25 protein-coding genes are annotated in these 26,978 nt (G+C 71.5%); 15 read left to right on the forward strand and 10 right to left on the reverse strand.

What is annotated here, in order from left to right; all coding sequences use genetic code 11:
• Positions 1–202: 202 nt before the first annotated feature.
• Positions 203–1,171 (reverse strand): quinone oxidoreductase family protein, encoded by a 969-nt coding sequence (locus tag OOZ19_RS27880; RefSeq protein ID WP_266093141.1) that lies wholly within the window; start codon positions 1,169–1,171, stop codon positions 203–205.
• Between the two features lie 145 nt (positions 1,172–1,316).
• Between OOZ19_RS27880 and OOZ19_RS27885 the strand changes: the two genes are divergently transcribed.
• The 3 genes from OOZ19_RS27885 (at position 1,317) to OOZ19_RS27895 (ending at position 3,105) form a co-directional block, all read left to right on the forward strand.
• On the forward strand, positions 1,317–1,634 hold the full coding sequence (locus tag OOZ19_RS27885; RefSeq protein WP_266093142.1) for a hypothetical protein: 318 nt from the start codon (positions 1,317–1,319) through the stop codon (positions 1,632–1,634).
• Positions 1,631–2,506, forward strand: a complete 876-nt coding sequence (locus tag OOZ19_RS27890; RefSeq protein ID WP_266093143.1) for an ATP-grasp domain-containing protein — start codon at positions 1,631–1,633, stop codon at positions 2,504–2,506. Before OOZ19_RS27885 ends, OOZ19_RS27890 begins: the two co-directional genes overlap by 4 nt.
• A gap of 104 nt (positions 2,507–2,610) precedes the next feature.
• Positions 2,611–3,105, forward strand: coding sequence for a GbsR/MarR family transcriptional regulator (locus OOZ19_RS27895; protein WP_266093144.1), 495 nt, complete (start codon positions 2,611–2,613; stop codon positions 3,103–3,105).
• Between the two features lie 229 nt (positions 3,106–3,334).
• On the opposite strand, the gene OOZ19_RS27900 is transcribed toward OOZ19_RS27895, so the two are convergent.
• The 5 genes from OOZ19_RS27900 to mptB form a co-directional block, all read right to left on the reverse strand.
• Positions 3,335–4,300, reverse strand: coding sequence for a COX15/CtaA family protein (locus OOZ19_RS27900; protein WP_266093145.1), 966 nt, complete (start codon positions 4,298–4,300; stop codon positions 3,335–3,337).
• Between the two features lie 55 nt (positions 4,301–4,355).
• Positions 4,356–5,246, reverse strand: a complete 891-nt coding sequence (locus tag OOZ19_RS27905; protein ID WP_266093146.1) for an SCO6745 family protein — start codon at positions 5,244–5,246, stop codon at positions 4,356–4,358.
• Between the two features lie 53 nt (positions 5,247–5,299).
• Positions 5,300–6,022 (reverse strand): ABC transporter permease, encoded by a 723-nt coding sequence (locus tag OOZ19_RS27910; protein WP_266093185.1) that lies wholly within the window; start codon positions 6,020–6,022, stop codon positions 5,300–5,302.
• Positions 6,023–6,150: 128 nt separating this feature from the next.
• Positions 6,151–7,023, reverse strand: a complete 873-nt coding sequence (locus OOZ19_RS27915; RefSeq protein ID WP_266093186.1) for an ABC transporter ATP-binding protein — start codon at positions 7,021–7,023, stop codon at positions 6,151–6,153.
• Positions 7,024–7,142: 119 nt separating this feature from the next.
• Positions 7,143–8,873, reverse strand: coding sequence for a polyprenol phosphomannose-dependent alpha 1,6 mannosyltransferase MptB (gene mptB, locus OOZ19_RS27920; RefSeq protein ID WP_266093147.1), 1,731 nt, complete (start codon positions 8,871–8,873; stop codon positions 7,143–7,145).
• 130 nt (positions 8,874–9,003) lie between these two features.
• On the opposite strand from mptB, the gene OOZ19_RS27925 reads away from it, so the two are divergent.
• Genes OOZ19_RS27925 through OOZ19_RS27955 form a run of 7 tightly spaced genes read left to right on the forward strand, consistent with a single transcriptional unit; the run spans position 9,004 to position 15,541 of the window.
• A complete protein-coding gene (locus tag OOZ19_RS27925) occupies positions 9,004–9,858 on the forward strand; it encodes a helix-turn-helix transcriptional regulator (protein WP_266093148.1) in 855 nt (284 codons plus the stop codon).
• Positions 9,855–11,318 carry a Fe-S cluster assembly protein SufB gene (gene sufB / locus OOZ19_RS27930; RefSeq protein ID WP_266093149.1) on the forward strand — a complete coding sequence of 488 codons (1,464 nt, stop codon included), beginning with the start codon at positions 9,855–9,857 and terminating at the stop codon, positions 11,316–11,318. The genes OOZ19_RS27925 and sufB overlap by 4 nt, the downstream gene beginning before the upstream one ends.
• 1 nt (position 11,319) lies before the next feature.
• Positions 11,320–12,510: a Fe-S cluster assembly protein SufD gene (gene sufD, locus OOZ19_RS27935; protein ID WP_266093150.1), complete on the forward strand. Its 1,191-nt coding sequence runs from the start codon at positions 11,320–11,322 to the stop codon at positions 12,508–12,510.
• A 51-nt stretch (positions 12,511–12,561) separates the two neighbouring features.
• Positions 12,562–13,335, forward strand: coding sequence for a Fe-S cluster assembly ATPase SufC (gene sufC / locus OOZ19_RS27940; protein ID WP_266093151.1), 774 nt, complete (start codon positions 12,562–12,564; stop codon positions 13,333–13,335).
• Complete coding sequence (locus OOZ19_RS27945) at positions 13,332–14,633, forward strand: cysteine desulfurase (protein WP_266093152.1); 1,302 nt, start codon at positions 13,332–13,334, stop codon at positions 14,631–14,633. Before sufC ends, OOZ19_RS27945 begins: the two co-directional genes overlap by 4 nt.
• A gap of 18 nt (positions 14,634–14,651) precedes the next feature.
• Positions 14,652–15,113: a Fe-S cluster assembly sulfur transfer protein SufU gene (sufU, locus tag OOZ19_RS27950; RefSeq protein ID WP_266093153.1), complete on the forward strand. Its 462-nt coding sequence runs from the start codon at positions 14,652–14,654 to the stop codon at positions 15,111–15,113.
• Positions 15,110–15,541, forward strand: coding sequence for a metal-sulfur cluster assembly factor (locus OOZ19_RS27955; protein ID WP_266093154.1), 432 nt, complete (start codon positions 15,110–15,112; stop codon positions 15,539–15,541). Before sufU ends, OOZ19_RS27955 begins: the two co-directional genes overlap by 4 nt.
• 81 nt (positions 15,542–15,622) lie before the next feature.
• Here OOZ19_RS27955 and OOZ19_RS27960 read toward each other — a convergent pair whose 3' ends face one another.
• Together OOZ19_RS27960 and OOZ19_RS27965 are read right to left on the reverse strand one after the other, a co-directional pair.
• On the reverse strand, positions 15,623–17,524 hold the full coding sequence (locus OOZ19_RS27960) for a GGDEF domain-containing protein (protein ID WP_266093155.1): 1,902 nt from the start codon (positions 17,522–17,524) through the stop codon (positions 15,623–15,625).
• A 182-nt stretch (positions 17,525–17,706) separates the two neighbouring features.
• Positions 17,707–18,906 carry a lycopene cyclase family protein gene (locus OOZ19_RS27965; protein ID WP_507028821.1) on the reverse strand — a complete coding sequence of 400 codons (1,200 nt, stop codon included), beginning with the start codon at positions 18,904–18,906 and terminating at the stop codon, positions 17,707–17,709.
• Positions 18,907–18,974: 68 nt separating this feature from the next.
• Here OOZ19_RS27965 and OOZ19_RS27970 point away from each other — a divergent pair, with 68 nt between their 5' ends.
• Entirely contained in the window at positions 18,975–20,549 is a 1,575-nt protein-coding gene (locus OOZ19_RS27970) for a deoxyguanosinetriphosphate triphosphohydrolase family protein (protein ID WP_266093157.1), read from the forward strand.
• 7 nt (positions 20,550–20,556) lie between these two features.
• On the opposite strand, the gene OOZ19_RS27975 is transcribed toward OOZ19_RS27970, so the two are convergent.
• The gene (locus OOZ19_RS27975; protein WP_266093158.1) at positions 20,557–21,858 is read right to left on the reverse strand and encodes an MFS transporter; all 1,302 of its coding nucleotides are present in this window, start codon (positions 21,856–21,858) and stop codon (positions 20,557–20,559) included.
• A gap of 163 nt (positions 21,859–22,021) precedes the next feature.
• Here OOZ19_RS27975 and OOZ19_RS27980 point away from each other — a divergent pair, with 163 nt between their 5' ends.
• The 4 genes from OOZ19_RS27980 to OOZ19_RS27995 all read left to right on the forward strand — a co-directional run bounded on the left by OOZ19_RS27980 (position 22,022) and on the right by OOZ19_RS27995 (position 26,002).
• Positions 22,022–22,690: an acVLRF1 family peptidyl-tRNA hydrolase gene (locus tag OOZ19_RS27980; RefSeq protein WP_266093159.1), complete on the forward strand. Its 669-nt coding sequence runs from the start codon at positions 22,022–22,024 to the stop codon at positions 22,688–22,690.
• Between the two features lie 238 nt (positions 22,691–22,928).
• On the forward strand, positions 22,929–24,557 hold the full coding sequence (locus tag OOZ19_RS27985; RefSeq protein ID WP_266093160.1) for an ABC-F family ATP-binding cassette domain-containing protein: 1,629 nt from the start codon (positions 22,929–22,931) through the stop codon (positions 24,555–24,557).
• A 329-nt stretch (positions 24,558–24,886) separates the two neighbouring features.
• Positions 24,887–25,096, forward strand: coding sequence for a helix-turn-helix domain-containing protein (locus OOZ19_RS27990; protein ID WP_009942935.1), 210 nt, complete (start codon positions 24,887–24,889; stop codon positions 25,094–25,096).
• Positions 25,097–25,210: 114 nt separating this feature from the next.
• Positions 25,211–26,002 carry an enoyl-CoA hydratase/isomerase family protein gene (locus tag OOZ19_RS27995; RefSeq protein ID WP_266093161.1) on the forward strand — a complete coding sequence of 264 codons (792 nt, stop codon included), beginning with the start codon at positions 25,211–25,213 and terminating at the stop codon, positions 26,000–26,002.
• A 71-nt stretch (positions 26,003–26,073) separates the two neighbouring features.
• Here the strand turns inward: OOZ19_RS27995 and OOZ19_RS28000 are convergent, their stop codons facing one another.
• On the reverse strand, positions 26,074–26,877 hold the full coding sequence (locus OOZ19_RS28000; protein ID WP_266093162.1) for a sugar isomerase domain-containing protein: 804 nt from the start codon (positions 26,875–26,877) through the stop codon (positions 26,074–26,076).
• Positions 26,878–26,978: the final 101 nt, after the last annotated feature.

Below are 26,978 nucleotides of genomic sequence, written 5' to 3' on the forward strand. Positions count from 1 at the left end.
TGTCCTCGCGAGGAAGCCGCTGAGAACCCGCGGGTGACCAGGTTTTCGACGTGGGCTATGCGCTTCGCGCATCCAGGAACGGCCTTCGGCCGCAGGCAGGCGGGCTTCGCCGCCCACGGCACGGCTACGCCGCAAGGCAGGCGTGGTTTCGCCCGCCTACTGCACGGCTTCGTCGTTGATGGGCGGCGGAGGTTGCGGGCGGTCAGAGGAGCAGCAGGAGCTTTCCGGTGCTGCGGCGGCCTTCCAGGTCCTCGTGGGCTTGGCGGGCCTGGTCCAGCGGGTAGGTGCCGCCGATGCGGACGTCGAGCTCGGAGGACTTGATCGCGGCGAAGATCTCGCCCGCTCGCCAGTCGAGCTCCTCCCTGCTCAGGATGTGATGCGCCAGGGACGGACGGGTGAGGAACACCGAGCCCGCCGAGTTCAGGCGCTGCGGGTCCACCGGGGGGACCGGGCCGCTGGAGGCGCCGAACAGGGCGAGCGTCCCGCGGGGGCGCAGGACCGCGAGGCTGCCGTCGAAGGTGTCCTTGCCGACGCCGTCGTAGGCCACGTCCACGCCGCGCCCGTCGGTGAGGTCCCGGATCTCCTCGGCCACGTCCGCCTCGGTGTAGCGGATGATCTCGTCCGCACCGGCGGCGCGGGCCAGCTCCGCCTTCTCCGCGGTGGACACGGTGCCGATCACGTTGCCGCCCCGAGCCTTGATCAGCTGGGTCAGCAGCAGCCCGACCCCGCCCGCCGCCGCGTGCACCAGCGCCGTCTCGCCCGCGCGCACGGGGTGGGTGGAGGCGACCAGGAAGTGCGCGGTCATGCCCTGCAGCATCGCCGCGGCGGCGGTCCGCTCCTCGACGCCATCCGGGATGCGCACCGCGTTGCGCGCGGGCACCGCGGCGCGTTCCGCGTAGCCGCCGGGCGACATCACCCACGCGACCCGGTCGCCGGGGGAGAACTCGGTGACGTCCGGACCGACCTCGCGAACCGTGCCCGCACCCTCCACGCCGGGGGTGAACGGCAACGGCACCGAGTACAGCCCGCTGCGCTGGTAGGTGTCGATGAAGTTCACCCCGGCCGCGGCGACCTCCACCAGCAGCTCACCGGATTGCGGAGCCGGCTGGTCGAGCTCGGCGGACTCCAGCACTTCCGGTCCGCCATGGGCCGGTATCCGGATCGCGCGCATGCGTGCCTCCCTGCGTTCGTCGTTCGCGCCGGCGGCGGAACCGCCACCGGGCCGGTCCCCACTCTCGCAGGAGTGCGCCCGCGAGGCGGTGGCCTGGGTAACTGTTCCGCCCCCAGCGCCGGGGTCGTTGTCTAGGATCACCCGCATGGCAGCCGACAACGACACCGAGCAGACCACCGCCCCCTCGCCGAAGGCGGTCGCCACCGCCAAGGCGTTCGCGCTGGCGCACGGCGGCTCCGCCCTCGCCGTCGTGGAGAACTTGGGTCAGGCGGGCGCTCGACTCGTGCTGATCGGCGAGGACGGCGCGCTCGGCGACGTGCTCGTCGCCGACGTCACCGCAGGCGAGGCCGTGGTCGAGGCCGTGGAGCAACTCACCGCCAGCGAGTGGGGTGGCGAGACGACCGCCGCGCTGCAGATCGGCCCGGCGCACCGCCGCAAGATGGCCGGTTCGCGCGCCCGGTGAGGAACGGCGCCCGAGTCCTGCTCGCGAGCTGCGCGCAACTGCCGCGCTCCGGCACCGACGAGGACGATCTGCCGGACGTGCTCGCCGAGATCGGCGTGACCGCGGCGTGGGTTCCCTGGGACGACCCGGCGGCCCCGTTCGGCGAAGCCGACCTCGTGGTGCTGCGCAGCACCTGGGACTACCCGCTGCGGCGCAAGGAGTTCCTCGGCTGGTGCGACTCGGTGCCCGCGCTGGCGAATCCGGCGGGGGTCGCGCGCTGGAACACCGACAAGTCCTACCTCGCAGATCTGGCCGAGCGCGGTGTCCCGGTGGTGCCGACCGAGCTGATCCGCCCCGGTGAGCCGTTGCGGTCGCCGTGGCCGGACGTCGACTTCGTGCTCAAGCCCTCGGTGGGGGCGAGTTCGCGGGGCGCCGCGCGGTTCGCGCCAGGTGAGCTCGACTCCGCCGTCGCGCACCTTGCCGGGCTGCACTCCGACGACCAGATCGTGCTCGTGCAGCCCTACCAGCGCACCGTCGACCGGGAAGGTGAGACGGCGCTGGTCTTCCTCGGCGGCACCTATTCGCACGCGTTCGTGAAGGGCGCGATGCTCCCGGATCCGGCAGGGCCGGAGACGGGGCCGGGGGAGCGGTTCGGCGTGCGGCCGGACCCGGTGCTGCGCCGCGCCGCGGAGGACGCGATGGATGCCGCCGCCGCGCTGCACGGCCTGCGCCGCGCGGACCTGCTGTACGGGCGGGTCGACGTCGTGCGCGGCGAGGACGGGTCGCCGCTGCTGCTCGAACTGGAGCTCACCGAGCCGTCGCTCGGCTTCGCGCAGGCCGATCCCGGCGCCAAGCCGCGCTTCGCCTCCGCCGTGCGCGCGGCCCTGCGCTGAGCGCGCCTTCCGCCCGGATCCGGGAGCATGTCGGGGTGGATTTCCGCTTCTCCGCCGTTTATGTTTTCAGCAACGGTTGAAGTCGATCAGTCGGAGGCACTGAGGTGACCGAGTACGCGCAGCGCACCGATCGTCCGGCGATGTCCGAGTGGATCGAACAGATGGCAGCGCACTTCGAGGCCACCGAAGGCATGCCGCTGATCGCCGGGCGGATCCTCGCGTTCCTGCTGATCTGCGACCCGCCGGAGCGCACCGCCGCGGAGCTCTCGCACGGGCTCAACGCGAGCAGCGGCTCCATCAGCACCAACGTCCGGTTGCTGCTGCGGCTCGGAGTGATCTCCAAGACGACTCGGCAAGGTCGTGAGGCCGCGCTGTACCGCGTCGAGGAGCAGCGCTGGCCGGAACTGGTGCGACACCGGATGCAGCAGGTCACCGGCCTCGAACAGCTCACCGAAGAAGGACTGCGCATGTTCAGCGGCCAAGGCGAACGCGCCCGCAGGCTGCGCACCGTCCACGAGTTCTACAAGTGGCTGGCGGGCGAGATGCCCGAGCTGTGGCAGCGCTGGGAACGAGAAGGCCGCCGCAGCCATCGGTTCTGACCGCGCTGCGGCTCGTTCCGCTTTGGTGGTGGGGTGGCGGAACCTCAGCGTCCTTCTCGCTGCGGGATCTTCTTCCCGCGTGGCTCCGCTACGAGGGACAGAGCCGTCCCCGCGACAAGGACGCTGAGAACCCGCGGGTGGTCCGGCTGCTTCGGCGGTCGCCGCTCGGCGGCTTCGCCGCTGACAAGACGAAGAGCGTGACTCTCTAGCGCATTGCGTGGGGGGAGTCCTAGGCCGCTGTGCGCGCGGGAGCCGCCTCGGCGGGGGCCGGAGCCTCGGGGATCTTGCCGCGGTAGCGGGATTCGCCCCACAGCAGGGCCGTCACGCTGATCACCAGCGTGGAGCCGAGCACGTGCAGCACGACCATCGCCTCGGGCACGCCGAGCAGGTACTGCGCCGAACCCAGCGCGCCCTGCGCCAGCACCAGCACGCACGCCGCGGTGTACGCCCGCAGCAGCGCCTTGGTGGGGCGTGCGCTGCGCAGCCACACCCCGAACACGGCCAGCAGGCACACGTAGGCCATCACCAGCAGACCGTGCGCCTGCACCAACGTCGGTACCGCCACCACGAGGCGGGGGGTGTCGGCGTCGCCCGCGTGCGGGCCCGCCGCCGTGACCAGCGTGCCCGCGATCAGCATCGCGGCCGTCACCGCGGTCAGCGCCACCAGCAGCCGCCGCATGTTCGCGGGGACCACCGGCGTCGGCTCCTCATCGCCTTCGCCCGCCGCCTTGAACAGGCAGGCGGCCAGCCAGATCAGCACCGCCGAGGCCATGAAGTGGATCGACACGCTCCACCAGCTCAGGTCCACCAGCACCGTGATGCCGCCGATGATCGCCTGCACGACCACGCCGACCGGCATGATCAGCGCCAGCCGCACCAGGCGCGGGCGGCGCGGGCGCACCTGCCACGCGGCGATCAGGCAGGCCAGCGCGACGAAGCCGACCAGCCCGGTCAGCGTGCGGTTGCCGAACTCGATCACCTGGTGCAGCTGCGCGACCTCGGGGTGCTCGATGGGCACCATGCTGCCGGGGAAGCACTGCGGCCAGGTGGGGCAGCCGAGTCCCGAGCCGGTCACCCGGACGACGGAGCCGGTCACCGAGATCAGGGCCTGGGTGATGAGAACGGCGAGCGCGAGCCAGCGCACCAAGCGATGGCTGGACGCCGGAATCCGGGACGACAACGAGGACATCGGCACGTCTCGATGGTAGGTGCCGCCCCGGATCGGCCGGCCGCCAGGTGGGGTGCGGCGGTTACTGGCGCTCGCCGCCGGCGAAGGCCTGGCCGGGGAAGGCGCCCGCCTTCGCGACCCTCTTGCTCAGCTGCTTGCCGTGCGCGGCGAGGCGCTGCGCGTTCTCGGCGCCCAGGTGCGCCCACGGGGCGGCGGCCAGGGAATCGGTCTGCTGCTCGACGCGTTCCCGCAGCGCGGCGCCCTCCTCGGTGATCGCGCCGTCGGCATCGAGCAGGCCGCGTTCGCGCAGCTCGTCCTGGGCCTGCGCCCATTCCTCGTCGGACCAGCCGCGGCTGAGCTGGGCGAACTTGCGGGACAGGCCTTCGCCGCTGGTGATCTGCAGCACCAGCGCGTGCAGGCCGGACAGGCCCGCCTGCTGCAGCGCCATCAGGTGGCCGTCGCCGCGGTGCTCGCGCAGCAGCGAGATCGCGTGCCAGAGCACCAGGTGCGGCTCGCTCGGCCACTCCAGGTCGGCGTGCCCGGCGTAGAGCGGGCGCGCCTCGGGTCGGCAGGCCTCGGTGGCGCGGCGGGCGAGCGCGGCGGCCTCGGCGAGTTCGTCGGAGGCGATGACCTCCTCGCCGAGCAGCTTGCGCAGCGCGGTGTCGGCGGCGCGGAAGCGGGTTTCGACGACCGTGGCAGGGGACGCGATGGACCACGCGTGCGGGATCACCTCGGCGATGATCCGCGGGTTGAAGTTGTAGAAGGTGGCGGCCACGACTCCGGCGCCGACGGCGCCCATCGGGGCGGCGCGACCGGCGAAGTAGCGCATGGTGCGCGTGTCGAGCCCCAGGCCGGTGAACGCCTCGTCCGCGTCCGGGCTGAAGTAGATCAGCGCGTGCAGCGCTTCGAGGGATTTGTGGCAGGGGCGGGCCAGTTCGGCACCGGGCGTCACGTCGGTGTGCGGCTCAGTCATGCAGCCACCCTACTTCCGGTAACCAGCGGACTCGATAATTCCGCGGACGGCGGTCAGGTGAGGCGGGTCGTGCGCACGGCGAGCGCACCGGCCGCGCCCGCCCAGACCAGCAGCACCAGCACCGGCTGCCAGCCGGGCAGCGCGGCGTGCTCCAGGGTCGTCTCCAGCGCGGTCGCCAGCGCCCCCGAGGGCAGCAGCCCGGCGGCCACGCCGACCGGACCCGGCAGATCACCGGCCGGGAGTGCGAGCCCGCCCGCCAGCAGCAGCACGAACCAGATCGCGTTCGCCACCGCCAGCACGATCTCCGCCCGGAACGCCCCGCCGACCAGCACGCCCGCCGCGCCGAACGCGAGGGTGCCCAGCACCAGCACCGGCAGCGCCGCCAGCACCCCGAGCGGGTCCGGCGTCCAGCCCAGCAGCAGCGCCGTGATCCCCAGCAGCACGGCCTGCAACGCCACCACGAGCAGCGTCGCCAGCACCCTGCCGCTGATCAGCGTCCACCGCGGCAGCGCCGTCGCCGAGAGCCGCTTGAGCACGCCGTAGCGCCGGTCGAAGCCGAGCGCGATGGCCTGCCCGGTGAACGCCGTGGACATCACCGCGAGCGCGAAGATCCGCGGCGCGACCGAGTCGACCCGCGGCTCCGGCACGGTGCCGATGTGCAGCGTGCTCAGCCCGATCAGCAGCGCCAGCGGGATGATCAGCGTGAGCAGCGCCTGCTCGCCGTGGCGGATGATGAGCAGCGCCTCGATCCGGGTGTGCGCGGCCAGCATCCGCAGCGCGCGGCCTCGGCCGGGCGCGGGCGCGAACGTGCCCGCCGGGAACCGCCCGGCGCCCGCGTTCGGTCGGTCCTGGCGTGCGTGGCCCGGTCCGGCGGTCCCGGTCTCACCTGTCTCCGCGCCACGGTTCACGAGCGCAACTCCCGTCCGGTCAGGTCGAGGAACACGTCCTCCAGGCTGCGCCTGCTCACCCGGAGCTCGTTGGCCAGCACGCCGTGCCGCGCGCACCACGCGGTGACGGCGGAGACCACCTGCGGGTCGATGGTGCCGCGCACCACGTACTGCCCGCGGCGCTGCTCGGCGGCCTCGTAGCCCTCCGGCAGCACGGCCAGCAGCAGGTCGAGGTCGAGCGCGGGCTCGGAGTGGAACTTCAGCTCCTGCTTGCCCTGCGGGTCGGCGGTGAGCTCGGCGGTGGTGCCGTCGGCGACGGCCCTCCCGTGGTCGACGACGACGACCCGGTCGGCGAGCGCCTCCGCCTCGTCCATCAGGTGGGTGGTCAGCAGCACGCCGACGCCGTCCCGGCGCAGCGCGGCGACCAGGTCCCACACCAGGTGCCGGGCCTGCGGGTCGAGCCCGGCGGTCGGCTCGTCGAGGAACACCAGCTCCGGGCGGCCGACCAGCGCGCAGGCCAGCGACAACCGCTGCTGCTGCCCGCCGGAGAGCCGCTTGTACGGGGTGCGCCCGGCCGAGCCGAGCCCGAGCGTGTCCAGCAGCCAGCGCGGGTCGATCGGGTCGGCGGAGCAGGCCGCGATGAGGTCCAGCATCTCGGCCGCGCGCACTCCCGGGTACGCGCCGCCGCCCTGGGGCATGACGCCGATGCGGGGGCGCAGCCGCTCGCCTTGGGTGGCGGGGTCGAGCCCGAGCACCCGCACGGAACCGCCGTCGGGCCGCTGGAAGCCCTCGCAGATCTCGACGGTGGTCGTCTTGCCAGCGCCGTTGGGGCCGAGCAGGGCGAGCACGCTGCCGCGGGGCATGCGCAGGTCCAGTCCGGCGACGGCCATGGTGTCGCCGAAGCGCTTGGTCAGCCCGCGCACGTCGAGTGCGGTGCCGTCCGTGGCCGAGGCGTCGACCGACTGGCCGGCCGGGGGTGTGCTCGCGGCTTCGTTCACGACGTCCAAGCCTATGACGTGACGGGCCGCTCGCCCTTGCGGGTGGGCAGCAGCGGCGGAACCTTGCCGCGCATGAGCCACAGCAGGACGGCGAACGCGATCAGCGAGGCGATCACGGCGAACGGGATCTGGTAGGCGCGCAGGAGGAACGCGGCGCCCGTCGGCGGCACGACCAGCGCGACGATGGAGCAGATCGCCGCCGCCCCCAGCCGGAACCGGTGGTCGTTGGTGGACAGCGACAGCGGCACCACCATCCACAGCAGGTACCAGGGGTGCAGCACCGGCCCGAACACGGCGAGCGTGCCGAGGGTGATGCCGAGCGCGGCCAGCGGCTCGATGCGCCCCTTGAACGACAGCCACAGCAGCCGCAGGCAGACCCCGCCGGTGATGGCGTAGCCGAAGATCTTGGTGATGACCAGCATCGAGTTGGTGTGGTTGCCGAGCCCGAGCAGCATCCCGAGGCCGCCGCCGGTCATGCCGAACGCGGTCATCGGTGCCAGCCAGGTCTTGATCCGGTTCGGCACGTCGTAGGTCTCGATCCAGCCGAGTCCCCACCCGCTGGCCACCGTGATGATCGTCATCGTGACGAGCAGCACCGCGCCGAGCAGCGCGGCGACGCCTACCAGGTCGCGCATCCGGCCGCCGCGCCTGCGCGCGACGTAGATGCCGAAGAACCCGAGCGCGACGAAACCGGGAGGTTTGATCGCGCCGCCGATGCTCAGCAGCACTCCGGCGGCGATCACGCCCAGCGGGGTGCGCCAGCGCAGTCCGAGTTCGATGGCGGCGAGCATGATGCCGACCAGCAGCGCCTCGTTGTGCGCGCCGCTGACCACGTGGAACAGCGTGATCGGGTTGGCCGCCGAGAGCCACAGCGCCGCCACCGGGTGCACGCCGCAGCGCGCGGCGAGCCGCGGGATGGCCCAGATCGCCAGCACCAGCCCGATGATCATCACGACCCGCCACAGCAGCACGCCGAACACCACGTCGTCGCCGATGACGCGGGCGATGTGCTGGCCGAACATCAGGAACAGCGGGCCGTACGGGGAGGGCGTGTCGCGCCAGATGTTGGGCACGTTCGCGACCAGCGGGTTGTCCACGCCGAGCGCGGTGCCGGGCCCCAGCGAGTACGGGTTGATGCCGAGCGCGGCCACCGCGTTCTGCGCCAGGTAGGTGTACATGTCGGTGCTGAACAGCGGCGGGGCGATGGCCAGCGGCAGGCCCCACATCACGACGGTGCGGTCCATCTGGGTGCGGCTGACCATGCGGTCCCGGCCGGGCCAGGACAGCTTGCCCAGCCACAGCCACGCGGTGACGACCATGAGCATGCCGAGCCAGGCGCACGCCATCGCGACGGTGGGGATGCGCGCGGGCAGCCCGAGCAGCCGCACCCCGATCAGCGGGTTGTCGACGGGAGCGGCGCCGGCGCCGATCGCGCCGAAGGCCAGCACGAGCGAACCGGTGGTGCCGAAGCGGCGGACGAGGTCGAGCTGGCGGCGTTCCGGCGCGTCCAGCGGCGCGGGTTGCCGGTCGGTCGGCGCGGCGCCCGCGTAAGCGGTGTCGGTGCTCGGGCCCGCGGCCTCCGCGGTCCGGACCGGAACGCCGTCGCGCGCCGTCGCGGTCTCGCCTCGTTCGCGGTCGTCGGAGGCGGCGCCGTCGGGTTCGGCGTCCTCGGGCCGCGCACCGGATCGCGCGGGTTCGTCACGTCCGGCTCCGTGCCGCTTGTTCGTTTCGCCTGCACCCACGACGCCGAAGCTTAGGCCAGGCGGTGATCGTGGCGCGTCGCCGTCGCACAACCGCCGTCCGGGGTGAGCCGAGTCACGTTGGTGGACCTGCACCCTGGCGTGCTCGAGCTAAATAGGTAACATCAGTGTTGTGAAAAACGCCGGAACCTCCTCACCGGCCGCGGTCGCCGACTCAGGTGCCGCGGCACCGGGTGCGGGCGTCCCGTCCGGGGACGGGCGCACCCGGCATTCGGTCGCCCGCCTCCTGCTGGAGCGCGGGCCGATCACCGCCGCGGCGGTGGCCGAGGAACTCGGGCTCAGCTCCGTCGCGGTGCGCAGGCACCTCGACGCGCTGGTCACCGAGGGCGAGGCCTACACCCGGGAGTCCTCGGCGCGACAGCGCAGGGGGCGGGGCAGGCCCGCGAAGCTGTTCCTGCTGACCGAGGTCGGCAGGGCCAGGTTCGGGCACGCCTACGACGACCTGGCCGTGGCGGCGTTGCGGTTCATCGCCGAAACCGACGGTGAGCAGGCGGTGCGGGAGTTCGCGCGCAAGCGGATCTCCGCGCTGGTCGCTCACCACCGGGAGGCGCTGGCCGCCGCGCGGACCACGCCCGAACGGGCCGAGGTCCTCGCCGGTGCGCTGACTCGCGAGGGCTACGCTGCCTCGACGCGCAGCGTGGCCTCCGGTGAGCAGCTCTGCCAGCACCACTGCCCGGTGGCGCACGTCGCTGCGGACTTCCCGCAGCTGTGCGAAGCCGAGACGGAGGCTTTCGCCGAAGTCCTCGGCACCCACGTGCAGCGATTGGCCACCATCGCCAACGGCGATGCGGCCTGCACTACGCACGTACCGCTGACGCGGTCCGGGCGACCCGCCGCGAACGGCCCGGAGGCCCAGCAGGTCCTTCCGGCGTCGGCTCCGGCCGCAACCGATCCGGCTGCCCCCGACCGGTCCCAGACCGGCGGGCAGCAGACCGCCCCGATTCATGACGGAGGGGAGTCCGTATGACTGCCGCTGCCGAGCAGCGCACACCCACCACGGTGCCGAACACCTCTGGCCAGCTCAGCCAAGAGGAGACCCTGGCGACCCTGGGCAACTACGAATACGGGTGGGCCGACAAGAACGACGCGGGCGAAGGCGCGCGCCGTGGGCTCAACGAGGACGTGGTCCGGGAGATCTCGGCCAAGAAGAACGAGCCGGAGTGGATGCTCGAAGCGCGGCTGAAGGCGCTGCGGCTGTTCGAGCGCAAGCCGATGCCGAACTGGGGCGCCGACCTCTCGGGCATCGACTTCGACAACATCAAGTACTTCGTGCGCTCGACCGAGGAGCAGGCCCAGAGCTGGGAGGACCTGCCCGAGGACATCAAGAACACCTACGACCGCCTGGGCATCCCGGAAGCGGAGAAGCAGCGGCTCGTCGCCGGTGTGGCCGCCCAGTACGAGTCCGAGGTGGTCTACCACAAGATCCGCGAGGACCTTGAGGAGAAGGGCGTCCAGTTCCTGGACACCGACACCGCGCTGCGCGAGCACCCGGAGACCTTCAAGGAGTACTTCGGTTCGGTGATCCCGGCCGGGGACAACAAGTTCTCCGCGCTGAACACCGCGGTGTGGTCCGGCGGCTCGTTCATCTACGTGCCGAAGGGCGTGCACGTCGACATCCCGCTGCAGGCCTACTTCCGGATCAACACCGAGAACATGGGCCAGTTCGAGCGGACGCTGATCATCGTGGACGAGGACGCCTACGTCCACTACGTCGAGGGCTGCACCGCCCCGATCTACTCCAGCGACTCGCTGCACTCGGCGGTCGTGGAGATCGTGGTCAAGAAGGGCGCCCGCTGCCGCTACACGACCATCCAGAACTGGTCGAACAACGTCTACAACCTGGTCACCAAGCGGGCCAAGGCCGAAGAAGGCGCGACCATGGAGTGGGTCGACGGCAACCTCGGCTCCAAGGTCACCATGAAGTACCCGTCGGTGTTCCTGATGGGCGAGCACGCCAAGGGCGAGGTGCTCTCGGTGGCGTTCGCCGGTGAGGGCCAGCACCAGGACGCGGGCGCGAAGATGGAGCACATGGCTCCGCACACCTCCTCGACGATCGTCTCCAAGTCGATCGCCCGCGGTGGTGGCCGCACCTCCTACCGGGGTCTGGTGAAGGTCGCCAAGCGCGCCAACCACTCGGCCTCCACGGTCAAGTGCGACGCGCTGCTGGTGGACACCATCAGCCGCTCGGACACGTACCCCTACGTCGACGTGCGCGTCGACGACGTGTCCATGGGCCACGAGGCCACCGTCTCCAAGGTCAGCGACGACCAGCTGTTCTACCTGATGCAGCGGGGTCTGACCGAGGACGAGGCCATGGCGATGATCGTGCGCGGCTTCGTGGAGCCGATCGCGCGCGAGCTGCCCATGGAGTACGCGCTGGAACTGAACCGCCTGATCGAGCTGCAGATGGAAGGGGCCGTCGGCTGACATGACGAGCACCACTGACACCGCCGACGCCCAGCACGGCCTGAGCGAGCACTCCCACGGGGGCGCGGTCGTGCCGCAGTCGTCCCGCGGGCAGCGCTTCACCTCCTACGACGTCGACGCCTTCGAGGTGCCCGGCGGTCGCGAGGAGGACTGGCGCTTCACGCCGACGAAGCGGCTCAAGGGCCTGCACGACGGCACCGCGAAGGCCACGGCCTCGCTGAACGTCGAGGTCGAGGCCGGTTCCGACGTGACCGTCGAGACCGTCGGCCGTGACGACGAGCGCCTCGGCAAGGGCGGCGTGCCCGCCGACCGGGTCGCGGCGCAGGCCTGGAGCTCCTTCGAGCAGGCCACCGTCATCACCATCCCGAAGGACGTGCAGCCGGCCGAGCCGGTCAGCGTCGTCGTGCACGGCCCCGGCGCGGGCGAGACGGCGTACGGGCACATCCAGATCCGCGCCGAGCGGTTCGCCGAAGCGGTCGTCGTGCTCGACTACCGCGGCTCCGGCGTGCTGGGCGAGAACGTCGAGTTCGTCACCGACGACTCGGCCCGGCTGTCGGTCGTGTCCGTGCACGACTGGGCCGACGACGCCACCCAGGTCAGCTCCGAGCACGCCTACCTGGGCCGGGACGCGGTGTTCCGGCACCTGGCCGTGACCCTCGGGGGCGACCTGGTCCGGGTCAACACGACGATCACCTACGGCGACAAGGGCGGCGACGCCGAGCTGCTCGGGCTGTACTTCGCCGACGCCGGTCAGCACCTGGAACACCGGATGCTGGTCGACCACGCGCAGCCGAACTGCCGCAGCAACGTGCTCTACAAGGGCGCGCTGCAGGGCGACGGGGCGCACTCGGTGTGGATCGGCGACGTGCTGATCCGGGCCGCGGCCGAGGGCACCGAGACCTTCGAGCTCAACCGGAACCTGGTGCTCACCGAGGGCGCTCGCGCCGACTCGGTGCCGAACCTGGAGATCGAGACCGGTGAGATCGAAGGCGCCGGCCACGCCAGCGCCACCGGCCGGTTCGACGACGAGCAGCTGTTCTACCTGCAGGCTCGCGGCATTCCGAAGGAGCAGGCCCGCCGACTGGTGGTGCGCGGTTTCTTCGGCGAGATCCTGCAGAAGATCACCGTGCCGTCGGTCCGGGAGCGGCTGGAGGCCGCGATCGAGGCCGAACTGGCCGTCGTCGGCGCCTGACGCCGCCCCTCACTCGCCTTCTTTCCCCAAGTACCAGGAGAACACAGCACAATGGCCACCCTGGAGATCAAGGACCTGCACGGTTCCGTCCTCACCGAAGAGGGCGCCAAGCCGATCCTCAACGGCGTGAATCTCAAGATCGACTCCGGTGAGATCCACGCGATCATGGGCCCGAACGGCTCCGGCAAGTCCACCTTGGCCTACGCCATCGCCGGGCACCCCAAGTACCAGATCGACTCCGGCTCGGTCCTGCTCGACGGCGAGGACGTGCTGGAGATGAGCGTGGACGAGCGCGCCCGCGCGGGCCTGTTCCTCGCCATGCAGTACCCGGTCGAGGTGCCGGGCGTGTCGATGTCGAACTTCCTGCGCAGCGCCGCCGGTGCGGTCCGCGGTGAGGCCCCGCAGATCCGGCACTGGGTCAAGGAGGTCAAGAAGTCGATGACCGACCTCGACATCGACCCCTCCTTCGCCGAGCGCAGCGTCAACGAGGGCTTCTCCGGCGGCGAGAAGAAGCGCCACGAGATCCTGCAGCTCGACCTGCTGGACCCGAAGTTCGCGATCCTCGACGAGACCGACTCCGGTCTGGACGTCGACGCGCTGCGCGTCGTGTCCGAGGGCGTGAACCGCTACAAGTCCAAGGGCGACAAGGGCGTGCTGCTGATCACGCACTACACCCGCATCCTGAACCACATCACGCCGGACCACGTGCACGTGTTCTCCGGCGGCAAGGTCGTCGAGTCCGGTGGGCCGGAGCTGGCCGACGAGCTCGAGAAGAACGGCTACGTGCGGTTCACCAGCAAGAAGGAGGCCGTCGCCCAGTCATGACCGCTCAGCCTCTCACCAGTGCAGGTGCGGCCGCAGGGCCGCTGGACGTCGCGGCGATCCGCTCCGACTTCCGGATCCTGGGTCGCACGATCCGCGATGATCGACGCCTGGTGTATCTGGACTCGGGGGCGACCTCGCAACGTCCGCGCCAGGTGCTCGACGCGGAGCGGTCGTTCTTGGAGACCTCCAACGCGGCGGTGCACCGCGGTGCGCACCAGCTCGCGGAGGAGGCCACGGACGCGTACGAGGACGCCCGCGCCAAGATCGCCCGCTTCGTCGGGGCGAGCGTGGACGAGGTGGTGTTCACCAAGAACGCCACCGAGGGCGTCAACCTCGTCGCGTACGCGATGAGCAACGCCGCGACGTCCGGCCCGGAAGCGGAGCGCTTCCGCATCGGGCCGGGCGACGAGGTCGTGGTGACCGAGATGGAGCACCACGCGAACCTCGTGCCGTGGCAGGAGTTGTGCAGGCGCACCGGGGCGACGCTGCGCTGGTTCGGCGTCACCGAGGACGGTCGGCTCGACCTGTCCGACGTGTCCGGCGTGATCAGCGAGCGCGCCAAGGTCGTCGCCGTCGCGCACCAGTCCAACGTGCTCGGCACGGTCAACCCGCTCGACGAGATCGTGGCGCGGGCGCACCAGGTCGGCGCGCTGTTCGTGCTCGACGCGTGCCAGTCCGTGCCGCACTCGCCGGTGGACTTCGCCGAGCTCGACGTGGACTTCGCGGTGTTCTCGGGGCACAAGATGCTCGGCCCCTCCGGGGTCGGCGTGCTCTACGGGCGCAACGAGCTGCTGCGCGCGATGCCGCCGTTCATCACCGGCGGGTCGATGATCGAGATGGTGCACATCGACCACTCGACGTTCGCCGAGCCGCCGCAGCGGTTCGAGGCGGGCGTGCCGATGACCTCCCAGGTCGTCGGGCTCGGTGCGGCCGTGGACTACCTGTCGGTGGTCGGCATGGAACGCATCGCGGCGCACGAGAAGAAGCTCGCCGCCGCCGCCCTGGAGGAGCTGTCGGCGATCGACGGGGTCCGCATCATCGGCCCGGCGAACACCGACAGCCGCGGTGCCACGGTGTCCTTCGTGGTCGACGGCGTGCACCCGCACGACGCCGGCCAGGTGCTGGACAGCCTGGGCGTCGAGGTGCGCGTCGGCCACCACTGCGCGTGGCCGCTGCACCGGGCGTGCGGGGTGCCCGCGACGGTGCGCGCGAGTTTCTACCTCTACAACGATCTGGACGAGGTCCGGGCGCTCGGGGAAGCTGTGCGGGAGGCCCAGCGTTTCTTCGGTGTCGGGTGAACGGCTGAAGGACGTGTGATGCAGCTCGAACAGATGTACCAGGAGATCATCCTGGACCACTACCGCAACCCGCACGGGCACGGCCTGCGGGACCCGTTCGACGCGGAGTCCTCCCAGGTCAACCCGGTGTGCGGGGACGAGGTGACGCTGCGCGTCCGGTTGGCGGGCAGCGGCCTCGACGCGACCGTCGAGGACGTCTCCTACGAGGGGCAGGGCTGCTCGATCAGCCAGGCCTCGATCTCGGTGCTCACCGACCTCGTGGTCGGCAGGCCGGTGAAGGAGGCCATGCAGCGGCAGGCCGCCTTCAGCGAGCTCATGCAGGGCCGCGGCAAGGTGGAGCCCGACGAGGACGTCCTGGAGGACGGCATCGCGTTCGCCGGTGTGGCGAAGTACCCGGCACGCGTGAAGTGCGCGCTGCTGGGATGGATGGCTTTCAAGGACGCCGTTTCGCGCGTCGTCGACGAGGTGGGAGCGTCATGACAGACCAGACCCAGGTGCAGGACGAGAACGCAGCCGCGGGCGAGGCCACCGACGTGGCGCGCGGCGCCGAGAACCTGCCGGAGCCCCCGGCCCCGGCGGCGGAGCTCGCCGCGCTCGAAGACGTGGAGGAGGCGCTGCGCGACGTCGTCGACCCCGAGCTCGGGATCAACGTCGTCGACCTCGGTCTCGTCTACGACGTCCGCGTCGAGCAGGACAACAGCGCCACGGTGGACATGACGCTGACCTCCGCGGCCTGCCCGCTGACCGACGTGATCGAGGAGCAGGCCCGCTCCGCGCTCACCGGCGGTCCCGGCGGCGGCCTGGTCAGCGATTTCCGCATCAACTGGGTGTGGATGCCGCCGTGGGGTCCGGAGAAGATCACCGAGGAAGGCCGCGAGCAATTGCGGGCCCTCGGCTTCACGGTCTGAGCCGGCTCTTCCCGCGTAGTCGCCGATCGCCCCTGGCACCAGCCAGGGGCGATCGGTGTTTTCGGGTCCGGAGACCCCCGGTCAGCGCCCCGGGGCCCGGGTGCGGGCTTGGGGCGTGCCCGGGTCCGGGTCCTCGGTGGGGAAGCGCATCGCGGACGGATCGGCCGAGCCGCCCGGAGGTGGTCCGGCCGGTGGCGGCCCCGCTGAGGGCGGCGGGCCGGAGCCGGGGGCGAGGCCGGGCGGCGGCATCGTCGCCGGGCCGGGGAACGGCGGCTGCTGCTGCGCCTGCGGCTTGCCGCGGAGCACGTCGACGTGCTCCGAACCGGGTCGGGACATCACCCAGCTGGATCCGGTCAACGCCTTCGCGTCCTGCTTGAGCGGCGCCAGCATCCGCGACACCTCGTCGTAGGAGCTTACGGTGCTCTGCGTGCACACCAGAGTCGCCAGCGACAGCGTCACCCGCATCCCGCCCGCGTCGCGCTCGGGGTCCAGCAGCAGCTCCGAGAGCGGCACCAGGTCGTCCAGGTCGGCCACCAGCAGGAAGTCGTCCCCGCCGACGTGCCCGACGCGCACCGAGGTCAGCGACGTCGCCGCATCCGTCAGCACCCGCCCGATGGACCGGATGAGGTCGTCGCCCGCGGAGAACCCGACGCTGTCGTTGACGGATTTGAAGCCGTCGATGTCCAGCCAGCTCACCGCGAACACGTCACCGGCGGCGATGCGCCTGCCGACGTCCCTGGCGATGGCGTCGCTGCCGGGCAGCCGCGTCAGCGGGTTCAGCGCCGCGGCCTCCTCCACCTTCAGGTCCGCCATGCCGCGGATGAGGTGCCCGGCGCGCACCGCGCCCAAGCAGCGACCGGCCTCGTCGACGACGATCGCGTCGTCGTACATCCGGTACTGGTCCGAGCGGGTGACCAGGCTCAACGCCTCCATGGCGGTCGTGGCCGTGGTGACCACCCGAGGTTCGTCGGCGAGCCGCGAGGCGGGTCGCTTCGCGTGCAGCGCGTGCCCGTACGGGCCGGTGACGGCGAGCAGGAACCGGTTGCGGTCGATGGTGAACTGCGGGCGGTTGTGCTCGTCGACCAGCACGACGCCGCTGATCTCGGGGTGGTCGGCGAGGACGCCGCGCACCTTGTCGGCGGTCGCGTCGACCGACAGCAAGGTGGCGGGGGAGAGGAACTCGGTGACCCGCGGTCCGGCCGCGAGCGTGTTCACCGGCTGCCCGGACGGATCGGTGACCTCGGCGGCCACCCCCGGAACGGTGATCGTCGTCGGTGGCCGGCGCGCGGCGGGAGCCAGCAGGTTGCCCTGCACCAGCCGCACCCCGGTGCGCCGCAGCGCCGAGAGCTGCCGGTCGTTCTCCACGCCTTCGGCGACGAGGTCCGCGTCGGCGGCCTCGCACAGGTGCCGCACCGATTCGAGCACCGCGCGCCGCGGCGCCGAGTCCGGCAGGCCGCTGACCACGCCGCGGTCCAGCTTGACCATGCCGGGTTCCATGTCCGCGATCAGCGTCAGCGGCACGTCGCCGTCACCGACGCCGTCCACAGCGATCTGGAACCCGTCCGACTTGAGGGCCTGCACGCCTTCGACCAGCTGGGCCGGGTCCAGCCGCGCGAACGGCGGTCCGATCTCCAAGGTCACTTCCTGCTCGCGGCGGCCCACCTCGCGCAACCGGTCCAGCACCAGTTCGAGCCTGGGCAGGTCGTGGGTGACGGTGCCGCCGAAGATGTTCAGGTGCAGGGGTAACAGCGTCTCGTGGTCGGCGGCGGCGGTGATCGCCGCCCGAGCCAGCTCGATGTCGAGCTCGGTGAGCTTGCGATGCCGTGCGGCCTCCCGGAACAGGTCGTGGACGTCCCCACCGGTGGGCCGGGCGAGGGCTTCCACCGCCACGATGGCACCGGTCTTCACGTTGATCAGGGGCTGGAACGCGAAGCGCACTTCGTTGACCAGCGCGAGCACGGGGTCGATGCTGCCTGCACTCATGGCTCTCCATCGAGCGGGTTCACGACCTGTTCACCGACATCTCAGCTGCTCCTCGCCTGGGGACGGCGGGCATTGCCGACCGCCAACCTAGCGCGCCAACCGGGGCCGGAGCACACAACTCGCCCACCCGTTGTGGGAACTCACACAACGTCGGACGTGCTGCTCACACCGTGTCCGGCGGGTCAGAGGCCGCCGAAGCCGTGCTGCGCCTCGCCGCCACCGGGGCCGAAACCGCCCGCGACCAGCCTGCGCCGGACGGGCCAAGGGGCTCGGCTGAACAGCGTCGTCATCGCCGCCGCCGTCCGGGCGGGGTCGTGATCGGCCGCGAGGAACGCGGCTTGGTCGGCCTCCGGGAGGGAGAAGAACACCTCGAAGAACTCCGGCACCAGCGCGGGCGGGAACGTGAGCAGCGCACGCAGCGCGCGCCTGCGCAGGCCGTGCGTCGCCATCGCGCGCGGTGGCCACAAGATCGACCAGGCGGCCTTCGCGGCCTTGGCCGGACCCGAGGTCAGCCCCGCGCTCAGTGCTCCCGCCACCCACGGCGCCTGCCGCAGCGCGGACGCCACGCTGAAACCGCTGGCCGGGTGCACCAGCCCGCCGGAAGCGCCGAACGGCACCACCCGGCCGGGCAGCGGGATCGGGTCGTCCACGGGGAACCGCACCCGTTCCTCGGCGGCATCGTCGGGCACGGTGATCCCGGCCGCGGCGAGCCGCCCGTGCAACCGCCTGCGCAGCAGCGTCAGCGGCATCGAGGGCCGCCGGGCCAGCGAGGTCTCCTCCATCAGCACCTGCCCGGAACCGAACCGGACGCAGTACAGGAACGTCGGCCAGCCGCCGCGGGTGTCCGGCGCGGAACGCCAGTCCATGAACACCCCGGACCCCTCCGGGCACAGCGGTTCGGCCGCAGCCGGATCCAGCACCACCCCCACCGCGGACTGCTGCGCCGCGGTCCGGGACGGGCGTCCTCCGGAGAGCACCCGCGCGGCGCCGGTGGCGTCGACGACGGTGGCCGCCGCGAGCCTCCTGCCGTCCTTGAGGTGCACCGTCGAACCGGTAGGGCCGTGCTCGGCGCCCACGACGCGCCCGGTGACGTCCTGCACGTCGGGGCGCCACAGGTGCTTCCACAGCGCGGAGTTGTCCAGCACCGCGTACGGCCTGGCCAAGTCGTGCGGGGAGGTCCCGAAAGTGCGCATGGTGGCCGTCACGGACCCCAGCGCTGAGTGCGGCACCGCCGCGGGCAGCTCGTCCAGCCACGAGCCGTAGGTGTGCGGCCAGCCCCGGCGCGGCGCCGGATCCACCACGGTCGTGGCCAATCCGGTGTCGGCGCACGCCGCCGCCACCGCCCGGCCAGCGGGCCCCGCCCCCACGATGAGCACGTCCACCACACGAGCATCAGATCACGCCGGGTGCGGGTGCCGCCGCACGACCGGGCGCCGCTAACGTGCTGGACATGCGAACCGATCCGCCGGTCGAGCGAAACTCCCGCCGCAGCGACCCCCTCCGCGCCGGTCGGCCGGCGTCGGACCTGGCGACGAGCCCGTTCCGGGCGGATCGGGACCGGGTGTCGAGCTCGGCGTTCTTCGCGCGCCTCGGCGGCGTGACGCAGGTCGTGAGCCCCAGCGGCTCCGGCATGCTGCTGCACAACCGGCTCACCCACAGCCTGAAGGTGGCGCAGGTGGCGCGGGCCATCGGCGAGCGGCTGCACGCGGATCCCGACGCGACGGCGGCGATGGACGAGCTCGGCGGTTGCGACTTGGACGTCGTGGAGGCCGCCGGGCTGGGCCACGACCTCGGGCATCCGCCGTTCGGGCACCTCGGCGAGACCGTGCTGGACCGGATCGCGCGCGTCGACTACGGCTTGCGCGACGGCTTCGAGGGCAACGCGCAGTCGTTCCGCATCGTCAGCTCGATCGACGTGCGCGGCGACCCGGATGGTTCCGGGGACGGGCTCGACCTCACCGCGGCGGTGCGCGCGGCGCTGCTGAAGTACCCGTGGACGCGGCTGCACCGCCCGTCCCCGCATCCGCGCGACCTGCGGGTGCCGCCGCGCGGAGCGTCCGAGCCGGACGAAGCGCCGGGAACGGGTTCGGCGAAGTTCTCCTGCTACGTCACCGAGCTCGACGACATGCGGGACTGCCGCTCGGCGTTCCGCGGTCTGGTCGAGAACTGGCAGCAGACCGTCGAGGCGTCCGTGATGGACACGGCCGACGACATCGCCTACGCCATCCACGACCTGGAGGACTTCCACCGGGTCGGCATCCTGCAGCACACCACCGTCTCCCACGAGTTCACCGAGTGGCTCGGCCACCAGGTGCAGCTGGCCGCGCTGGGCGACGCCGAGCTCGCCCGCACCGAGCACCTGCCGGGCCGGTCGCTGGAGCGGCTGCGGCGCAGGCTCCACGCGAAGGACTCCTGGATCGCCTCCGACGAGGCCTTTACCCAGGCGGTGAAGAAGGTCGTGGAGGAGCTGGTGAAGAAGCTCCTGCAAGCGCCGTTCGACCGCTCGAAGCAGGCCGAGCAGGCGGTGGCGGTGTTCTCCGGCGAGTGGACCCGCAGGCTGGTCGAGGGGGTGCGCGTCGAGCGGCGGCCGACGGTGCGCTCGGGTCACGTGTCGCTGGGCCCAGAGCAGTGGCACGAGGTGCAGGTGCTGAAGTTCGTGCACCGCCGCTTCGTGCTGCAGCGCCCGGACCTGGCGCTGCACCAGCGAGGCCAGGACCGCCTGCTGACGAAGCTGGTCACGGCGCTGGACTCGTGGTTGATCGACCGCAGCGAGGCGGCGCGGCTGCCGCACCGCCTCCGCGACCTGTTCGACCGGGCGCGCGAGGAGTTCGGCCACCTGCGCGCGGCGGACCCCGCCGCGCTCTCGCCCGACGGCGACCAGATCAGCGGCGAAGACCTGGAGCGCCGCGCCCGCGGCCGGGCGGTGATCGACTTCGTCGCCTCCCTCACCGACGACCAGGCCGCCTCCTTGCTGGAAGCCCTCTCCGGCCGGACCACCCGCCTGTTCTCGGAGATCTCGATCTGAGGACCGGTCAGGCCGACGCGGGGGCGGGATCGTCGGTGAGGCCCTTGCGGAACGTCTCGGCCAGCAGGTAGCTGGAGCCGAACGAGATCAGGCACAGCACCACCACGTATCCGGCGATGGCCATCGACGACCCGGTCCAGCCGTAGAGGGCGGTGCAGATCATCGGTGCCAGCCCGCCGCCGAGGATCGCCGCTAGCTGGTAGGCGAGCGAGGCGCCGCTGTAGCGGAAGCGGGTGCTGAACAGTTCGGAGAAGTACGCCGACTGCGGCCCGTACACCGCGGTCCGGCACACCTGCACGACGATGCCGCCGAGCAGGAACAACATGATCGAGCCGCTGTCGACCAGCAGGAAGTACGGCACCGCGAACACCGCCAGCCCGGCCATGCCCGCCATCGACATACCGCGCCGTCCGATGCGGTCCGACAGCAGGCCGAACGCCAGCATCAACGGGATGTCGACGAAGCTCAGCAGCGCGTTCGCGTTCAGGATCGAGGTCCGCTCGTAGCCGAGGGAGTTCGTCGTGTAGGCGACGATCCAGGTGGTGCCCACGTAGAAGGTCGCGTTGGTGGCGAGGAAGGACCCGGCGGCCAGCGCCACCACGCGCGGGTGTTCGCGCAGCACGTCGAGCACCGGGGTGCGGGTGTGGCGCTGCTGCCGCGCGGCCCGCTCGAACACGGGGCTCTCGCTGATCCGCAGCCGGATGACGAACCCGACGACGATGAGCAGCGCGCTGCACAGGAACGGCACCCGCCAGCCCCAGGCGAGGAACTCGGCTTCGGTCAGACCCGCCGACAGCGCCGAGAACGTGAGGTTGCCCAGCAGCAACCCGGCGGGCACCCCGATCTGCGGCCAGCTGCCGTAGAAGCCGCGCCGGTGCGCCGGGGCGTGTTCCACGGCCATCAGCGCCGCGCCGCCCCATTCACCGCCGACGCCGATCCCCTGGGCGAACCGCAACACCGTGAGCAGCAGCGGAGCGGCCACGCCGATCGTGCCGTAGGTCGGCAGCACGCCCATCAGGACGGTCGCGAGCCCCATCAGCAGCAGGGAGGCGACCAGCACGGGTTTGCGGCCGTGGCGATCACCGAGGTGCGCGAACAGGACGCCGCCCAGCGGCCGGGCGATGAACCCGACGGCGAAGGTCGCGAAGGCGGCGACGGTGCCCGCGACCGGTTCGAACTCGGGGAAGAACAACCGGTTGAACACCAGCGCGGCGGCGGTGCCGTAGATGAAGAAGTCGAACCACTCGATGGTCGTGCCGATCAGCCCGGCCGCCGCGACCCGGCGAGCGCTGGAGGGGGGAGGAGCCATCGCGACGCGCCCTTCGCGGAGTGTGCGTTCCAGATAACTAACGCTGTAAGTTCGAGCACGTTAATGAGGCGGCGACCACCGGGGCAAGAGCGTGGGAGGAAAAAATCCGGCACTGCGCCGAATGCCCGCCGCCGCGAGCGCCCGCGCGTGCTGGGATGGGGACATGCGAGGCAGGGAACTGGCCGGAGGTGGACGCGCGGTCCCGGTGCCGCCGGAGCGGCTGGCGGGCTGGTTCGAGCGGTTCGGCACCCGCCACGGCGGCATCGCGCGCACCGAACTCGCCGCGCGGCGCGTGGTGGTCACCGCCACCGACGGCGCCACCGCGGTCGTGGAGGTGCCGTTCGAGGAACTGCCCGGCCCGCACGGCGAGCGCCCCGGGCTCGCGGTCGACCCGCTCGTCGAGCACGTGCGCGCGCCGCGGCGGATCGGGCTCGTGCTGGTGCGCCTCGGCGCGCACAGCGTCGGGATCGCCCGAGCGGGCACCGTCGAGGTCTCCTCCACCGGCCGGCACCTCGTGCACGGCCGGAACAAGGCGGGCGGGCAGTCCCAGCAGCGGTTCGCCCGGCGCCGCGAAGGCCAGGCGCGGCGCTCGCTGGAATCCGCCGCTGCCGACGTCGCGCGCGTGCTGCTGCCCGAACGCGACCGGCTCGACGCCGTGGTGCTCGGCGGCGACCGCCGGGCGCTGGAGGCGTTGCGCGCCGAGCCGAGGCTGCGCGACCTGCTGGCCGGCGCCGAACCTCGCGTGCTCGACGTCCCCGAGCCCCGCCGCACGATCCTCGACGACGCCGCCGAACGTGCGATCGCCGTCGAGGTCCGGATCCACGAGACGTGACCACCGGTCGCTCGTGGCGGAGTGCACGCCGGTGACGGGGAACCGCCCGCTACACTGGGGTCGTGGTGAGCAAGCGCGCAACGAAGAAGTGCGCGGCGAAACTCCGCCTGCGAGGGCCGCGCACAACCGTCTCCGCTGATTAGCGGCGACGTTCTCGGCCCATCCGATTCCGGCCGTCACCGGCCTGCGGTGGGCTTTTTCGTGAACTCGCTCGACCACTACGTCTTCGGAGCCTTCCTTGATCTCTGCCACGGGCCTTGAACTGCGCGCGGGTTCGCGCATCCTGCTCTCCGGCGCCACGCTGCGCGTGCAGCCCGGTGACCGCGTCGGCCTCGTCGGCCGCAACGGTGCGGGCAAGACGACCACGCTGCGCGTGCTCGCCGGTGAAGGCGAGCCCTACGCCGGTGAGCTCATCCGCCGCGGCGAACTCGGCTACCTGCCGCAGGACCCGCGCGAAGGGGACCTGTCGGTCTCCGCGAAGGAGCGGGTGCTGTCCGCCCGCGGTCTCGACAAGCTGCTGCGCGACATGGAGAAGGCGCAGACCGAGATGGCCGAGCTGGCCGACGACCGCCAGCGCGACAAGGCCATCAACCGCTACGGCAAGCTGGAGGAGCGGTTCTCCGCTCGCGGCGGCTACGCGGCCGAGAGCGAAGCGGGCCGGATCTGCTCCAACCTCGGGTTGGCCGATCGCATCCTCGAACAGCCGCTGCAGACGCTCTCCGGTGGTCAGCGCAGGCGCGTCGAGCTCGCCCGCATCCTGTTCGCCGCCTCCGAATCGGGCCCCGGCGGCAGGTCGGCGACGACGCTGCTGCTCGACGAGCCGACGAACCACCTCGACGCCGACTCCATCAACTGGCTGCGCGAATTCCTGCGCTCCCACGACGGCGGCCTCGTGGTCATCAGCCACGACGTGGAACTGCTGGCCGACGTGGTGAACAAGGTCTGGTTCCTGGACGCGGTCCGCGGCGAGGCCGACGTCTACAACATGGACTGGAAGCGTTACCAGGAGGCGCGGGCCTCCGACGAGAAGCGCCGCCGCCGGGAACGCGCCAACGCCGAGAAGAAGGCCTCCGTGCTCATGGCGCAGGCCGACAAGATGCGCGCCAAGGCCACCAAGGCCGTTGCCGCGCAGAACATGGCCCGCCGCGCGGAGAAGCTCGTCAACGACCTGGAAGACGAGCAGGTCGACGACAAGGTCGCCAAGATCCGCTTCCCCGATCCCGCGCCCTGCGGGCGGACCCCGCTGACCGCGAGCGGGCTGTCGAAGTCTTACGGCTCGCTGGAGATCTTCAGCGGCGTGGACCTGGCGGTGGACCGGGGCGCCAAGGTCGTGGTGCTCGGTCTCAACGGTGCGGGCAAGACCACGCTGCTGCGCCTGCTCGGTGGCATGGAGGAGCCCGACGCGGGCGGCATGGTCCCCGGTCACGGCCTGCGCGTGGGCTACTACGCGCAGGAGCACGAGACCCTCGACCACGACGCCAGCGTGTGGTCGAACATCCGCAGCGCCGCCCCCGACACCCCGGAGCAGCAGCTGCGCACCCTGCTCGGCACCTTCTTGTTCCGAGGGGAGCAGCTCGACCAGCCCGCAGGCACGCTCTCCGGCGGTGAGAAGACCCGGCTGGCGCTCGCGGGCCTGGTCTCCAGTGCGGCGAACGTGCTGCTGCTCGACGAACCGACGAACAACCTCGACCCCGCCAGCCGCGAACAAGTCCTCGATGCGCTGCGCAGTTTCAGCGGAGCGGTCGTCCTGGTCACGCACGATCCCGGTGCCGTGGAGGCGTTGGAGCCGGAACGGGTGATCCTGTTGCCTGACGGGACCGAGGACCACTGGTCGGCTGATTACTTGGAGCTAGTGCAACTCGCCTGACGAGTGGTTTTTCCCACCCCGCGGCTCTTGTAACGGATCACGACCTGCTGCGACGACCGGTCGTCACCGTCGGCGAGCGGCGGCTGATCTCTCTCCGTAACAACGCTCTGAACAGCGAAAATGCTGTGGGATGGCGGTCTTCACCGCCGGATGTCGCGAGTCGGCTAGACCGATCGGTCGAGCGCATTCCGGTGATCGCAGCCTCTCGATCTCAACCGTTGGGCGATCTTTTTGCATGATCGCCTGGCGTTTACGGCCGTCCTGTTCGATCATTGCGACGACAGGGGTCGCGAGCGGCCCGACCTGTTCGGAGGGAAGGCGGGGACACTGTGGCTGACCTGAAGAAGGGTGCGCGAATTACAGGGAGCGCCCGGGACAAGCTTGCCAGTGACCTGAAGAAGAAATACGAGAAGGGAGCGAGCATTCGCGCCCTTGCCGAGGCGACCGGGCGTTCCTACGGGTTCGTGCACCGGGTGCTGAGCGAGTCGGGCGTGCAGCTGCGCGGCCGTGGGGGTGCGACGCGTACCAAGAAGAAGTGACTCGGCGGGCATGATCGGTTCGATGCGCTCCGTTTTCGACCGGCGGGTAACGTCTTGCGCGATTCCCGTCCGGTCAACGCAGAACTGATGGAGGCCCGCTTGGAGCAGTCGAGGATGGACGCCGACCTTCTGGACCGTGGCGGTGTGGGGCTCACGGTCCAGGGTCGGCGCGCCACCATCACACTCGATCGCCCGGACAAGCTCAACGCGCAGACGCCGGTGACGTGGGCGGCGCTGCGCGAGATCGGCCAGTCCCTGGACCCGGAAGTGCGGGTCGTGGTGGTGCGCGGCCGGGGGCGCGCGTTCTCCGCCGGACTGGACAAGAGGTTGTTCGGGGTCGATGACGTCGACGGTGCACCCGGCCTGATGTCGCTGGTGCAGCGTCCGACCGAAGAGGCCGACGCCGACATCGCCACCTTCCAGCAGGGGTTCAGCTGGTTGCGCGAGCCGGACCGGGTCACCATCGCTGCCGTGCAGGGGCACGCCATCGGTGCGGGGTTCCAGCTCGCGCTGGCCTGCGACCTGCGCGTGCTCACCGAGGACGCGAAGCTGCGGATGGCCGAGACCGGGCTGGGCCTGGTTCCGGACCTCGGCGGCACGTTGCCGCTGGTGCGCGCTGTCGGCTACGCGCGTGCGGTGGAGATCTGCGTGACCGGCCGGGACGTGACGGCAGAGGAAGCGCAGCGGATCGGTCTGGCGAACTCGGTGGTCGCCGCCGACGAACTGGACTCGGCGGTGGATCGCCTGGTGGAAGCGGTGAACGCGCCGCCGGAGGGCGCGGTGCGCGAAACGCTGGCGCTGCTGGCCCAGGCCGATGAGGTCGTGGATCCGGAGCAGCAGCTCGCCGCGGAACGTGCCGCGCAGATCCGGCGGATCGCGGAGCTCGCAGGCCTGCTCGGCGGTTGATCCGCCGACGCGCTCGTACTTCTCCCGAAGCCGGTCCCGCTGTTCGCGGGACCGGCTTCGGTGGTTTCGGCTCAGGTCAAGCCCGGAACCCGCGCTCCGTAGTGCGCGAGGTTGGCCTTGTTCGCTTCGTCGCCGCCGATGGTGTTGGCGCTGCGCCACACCGGGAGCTCCACGCCCTCCCGCTGCGCGGCGTCGTGCAGCTCCACCAGCAGCATGTTCCACAGGTAGGCGTTGGCCAGCGAGGACAGCGGCGCGGTGACGGGTGCGGCGGGCGGATAGCTGGCGTCGCCGCCGGGGACCAGCGTGTCCAGCACGATCCCGGCCTGCGCCGCGAGCGTGGTGCCCGCCCGCAGCGGGGCGTCCGCGCTGGCCAGCGGCGAGGTGACGGCGATGACCGTGGAGCCGGCGGCGGAGGCGGTGGCGGCGAGTTCGACCGGGTACGGGTTCACCCCGGAGTTGGAGAACACGACCAGCGCGTCCCTGCCACCGCGGAACGCGGCCTCGTCGAGCACCCGCGCGGCGAGACCGCTGGTGCGTTCGGTGGCGGTGGAGGCCACCGCTCCGTGCAGCGGCAGCAGGTCCGGGTGGTAGAGCGGGCGCACCGCGGCGAGGCCGCCGGCCCGGTAGAAGGACTCCATGACTCCGGCGAGCGAGTGCCCGGCGCCGGCGGTGAACACCAGGCCGTCCTCGCGCACGCAGCCGATCAGCGCTCGGGCGGCGTCGTGCAGCGCCGCCACGTTGTGCTCGCCGATCTTGCGCAGGTGGGCGAGGGTGGGTTCGGCGTGGTGCGGTCCGGTCACGGCCGGTGTCGGAGCCGGGGCCGGTGGAGCGGGTGCTGCGGTGTCGGTTCGGCCGGTGTCGGGATTGTCGGGCATGCGTGGACTCCTGGGTGCGAACTGCGGAACTCTGCCGGTCTATACCAGTCACGGGTGTGACGGCAACCAACGATTTCCGCGGGGCGCGCCGTCGTGTTGAT

Source organism: Saccharopolyspora sp. NFXS83, from assembly GCF_026241095.1.
Taxonomy (GTDB): Bacteria; Actinomycetota; Actinomycetes; order Mycobacteriales; family Pseudonocardiaceae; genus Saccharopolyspora_C.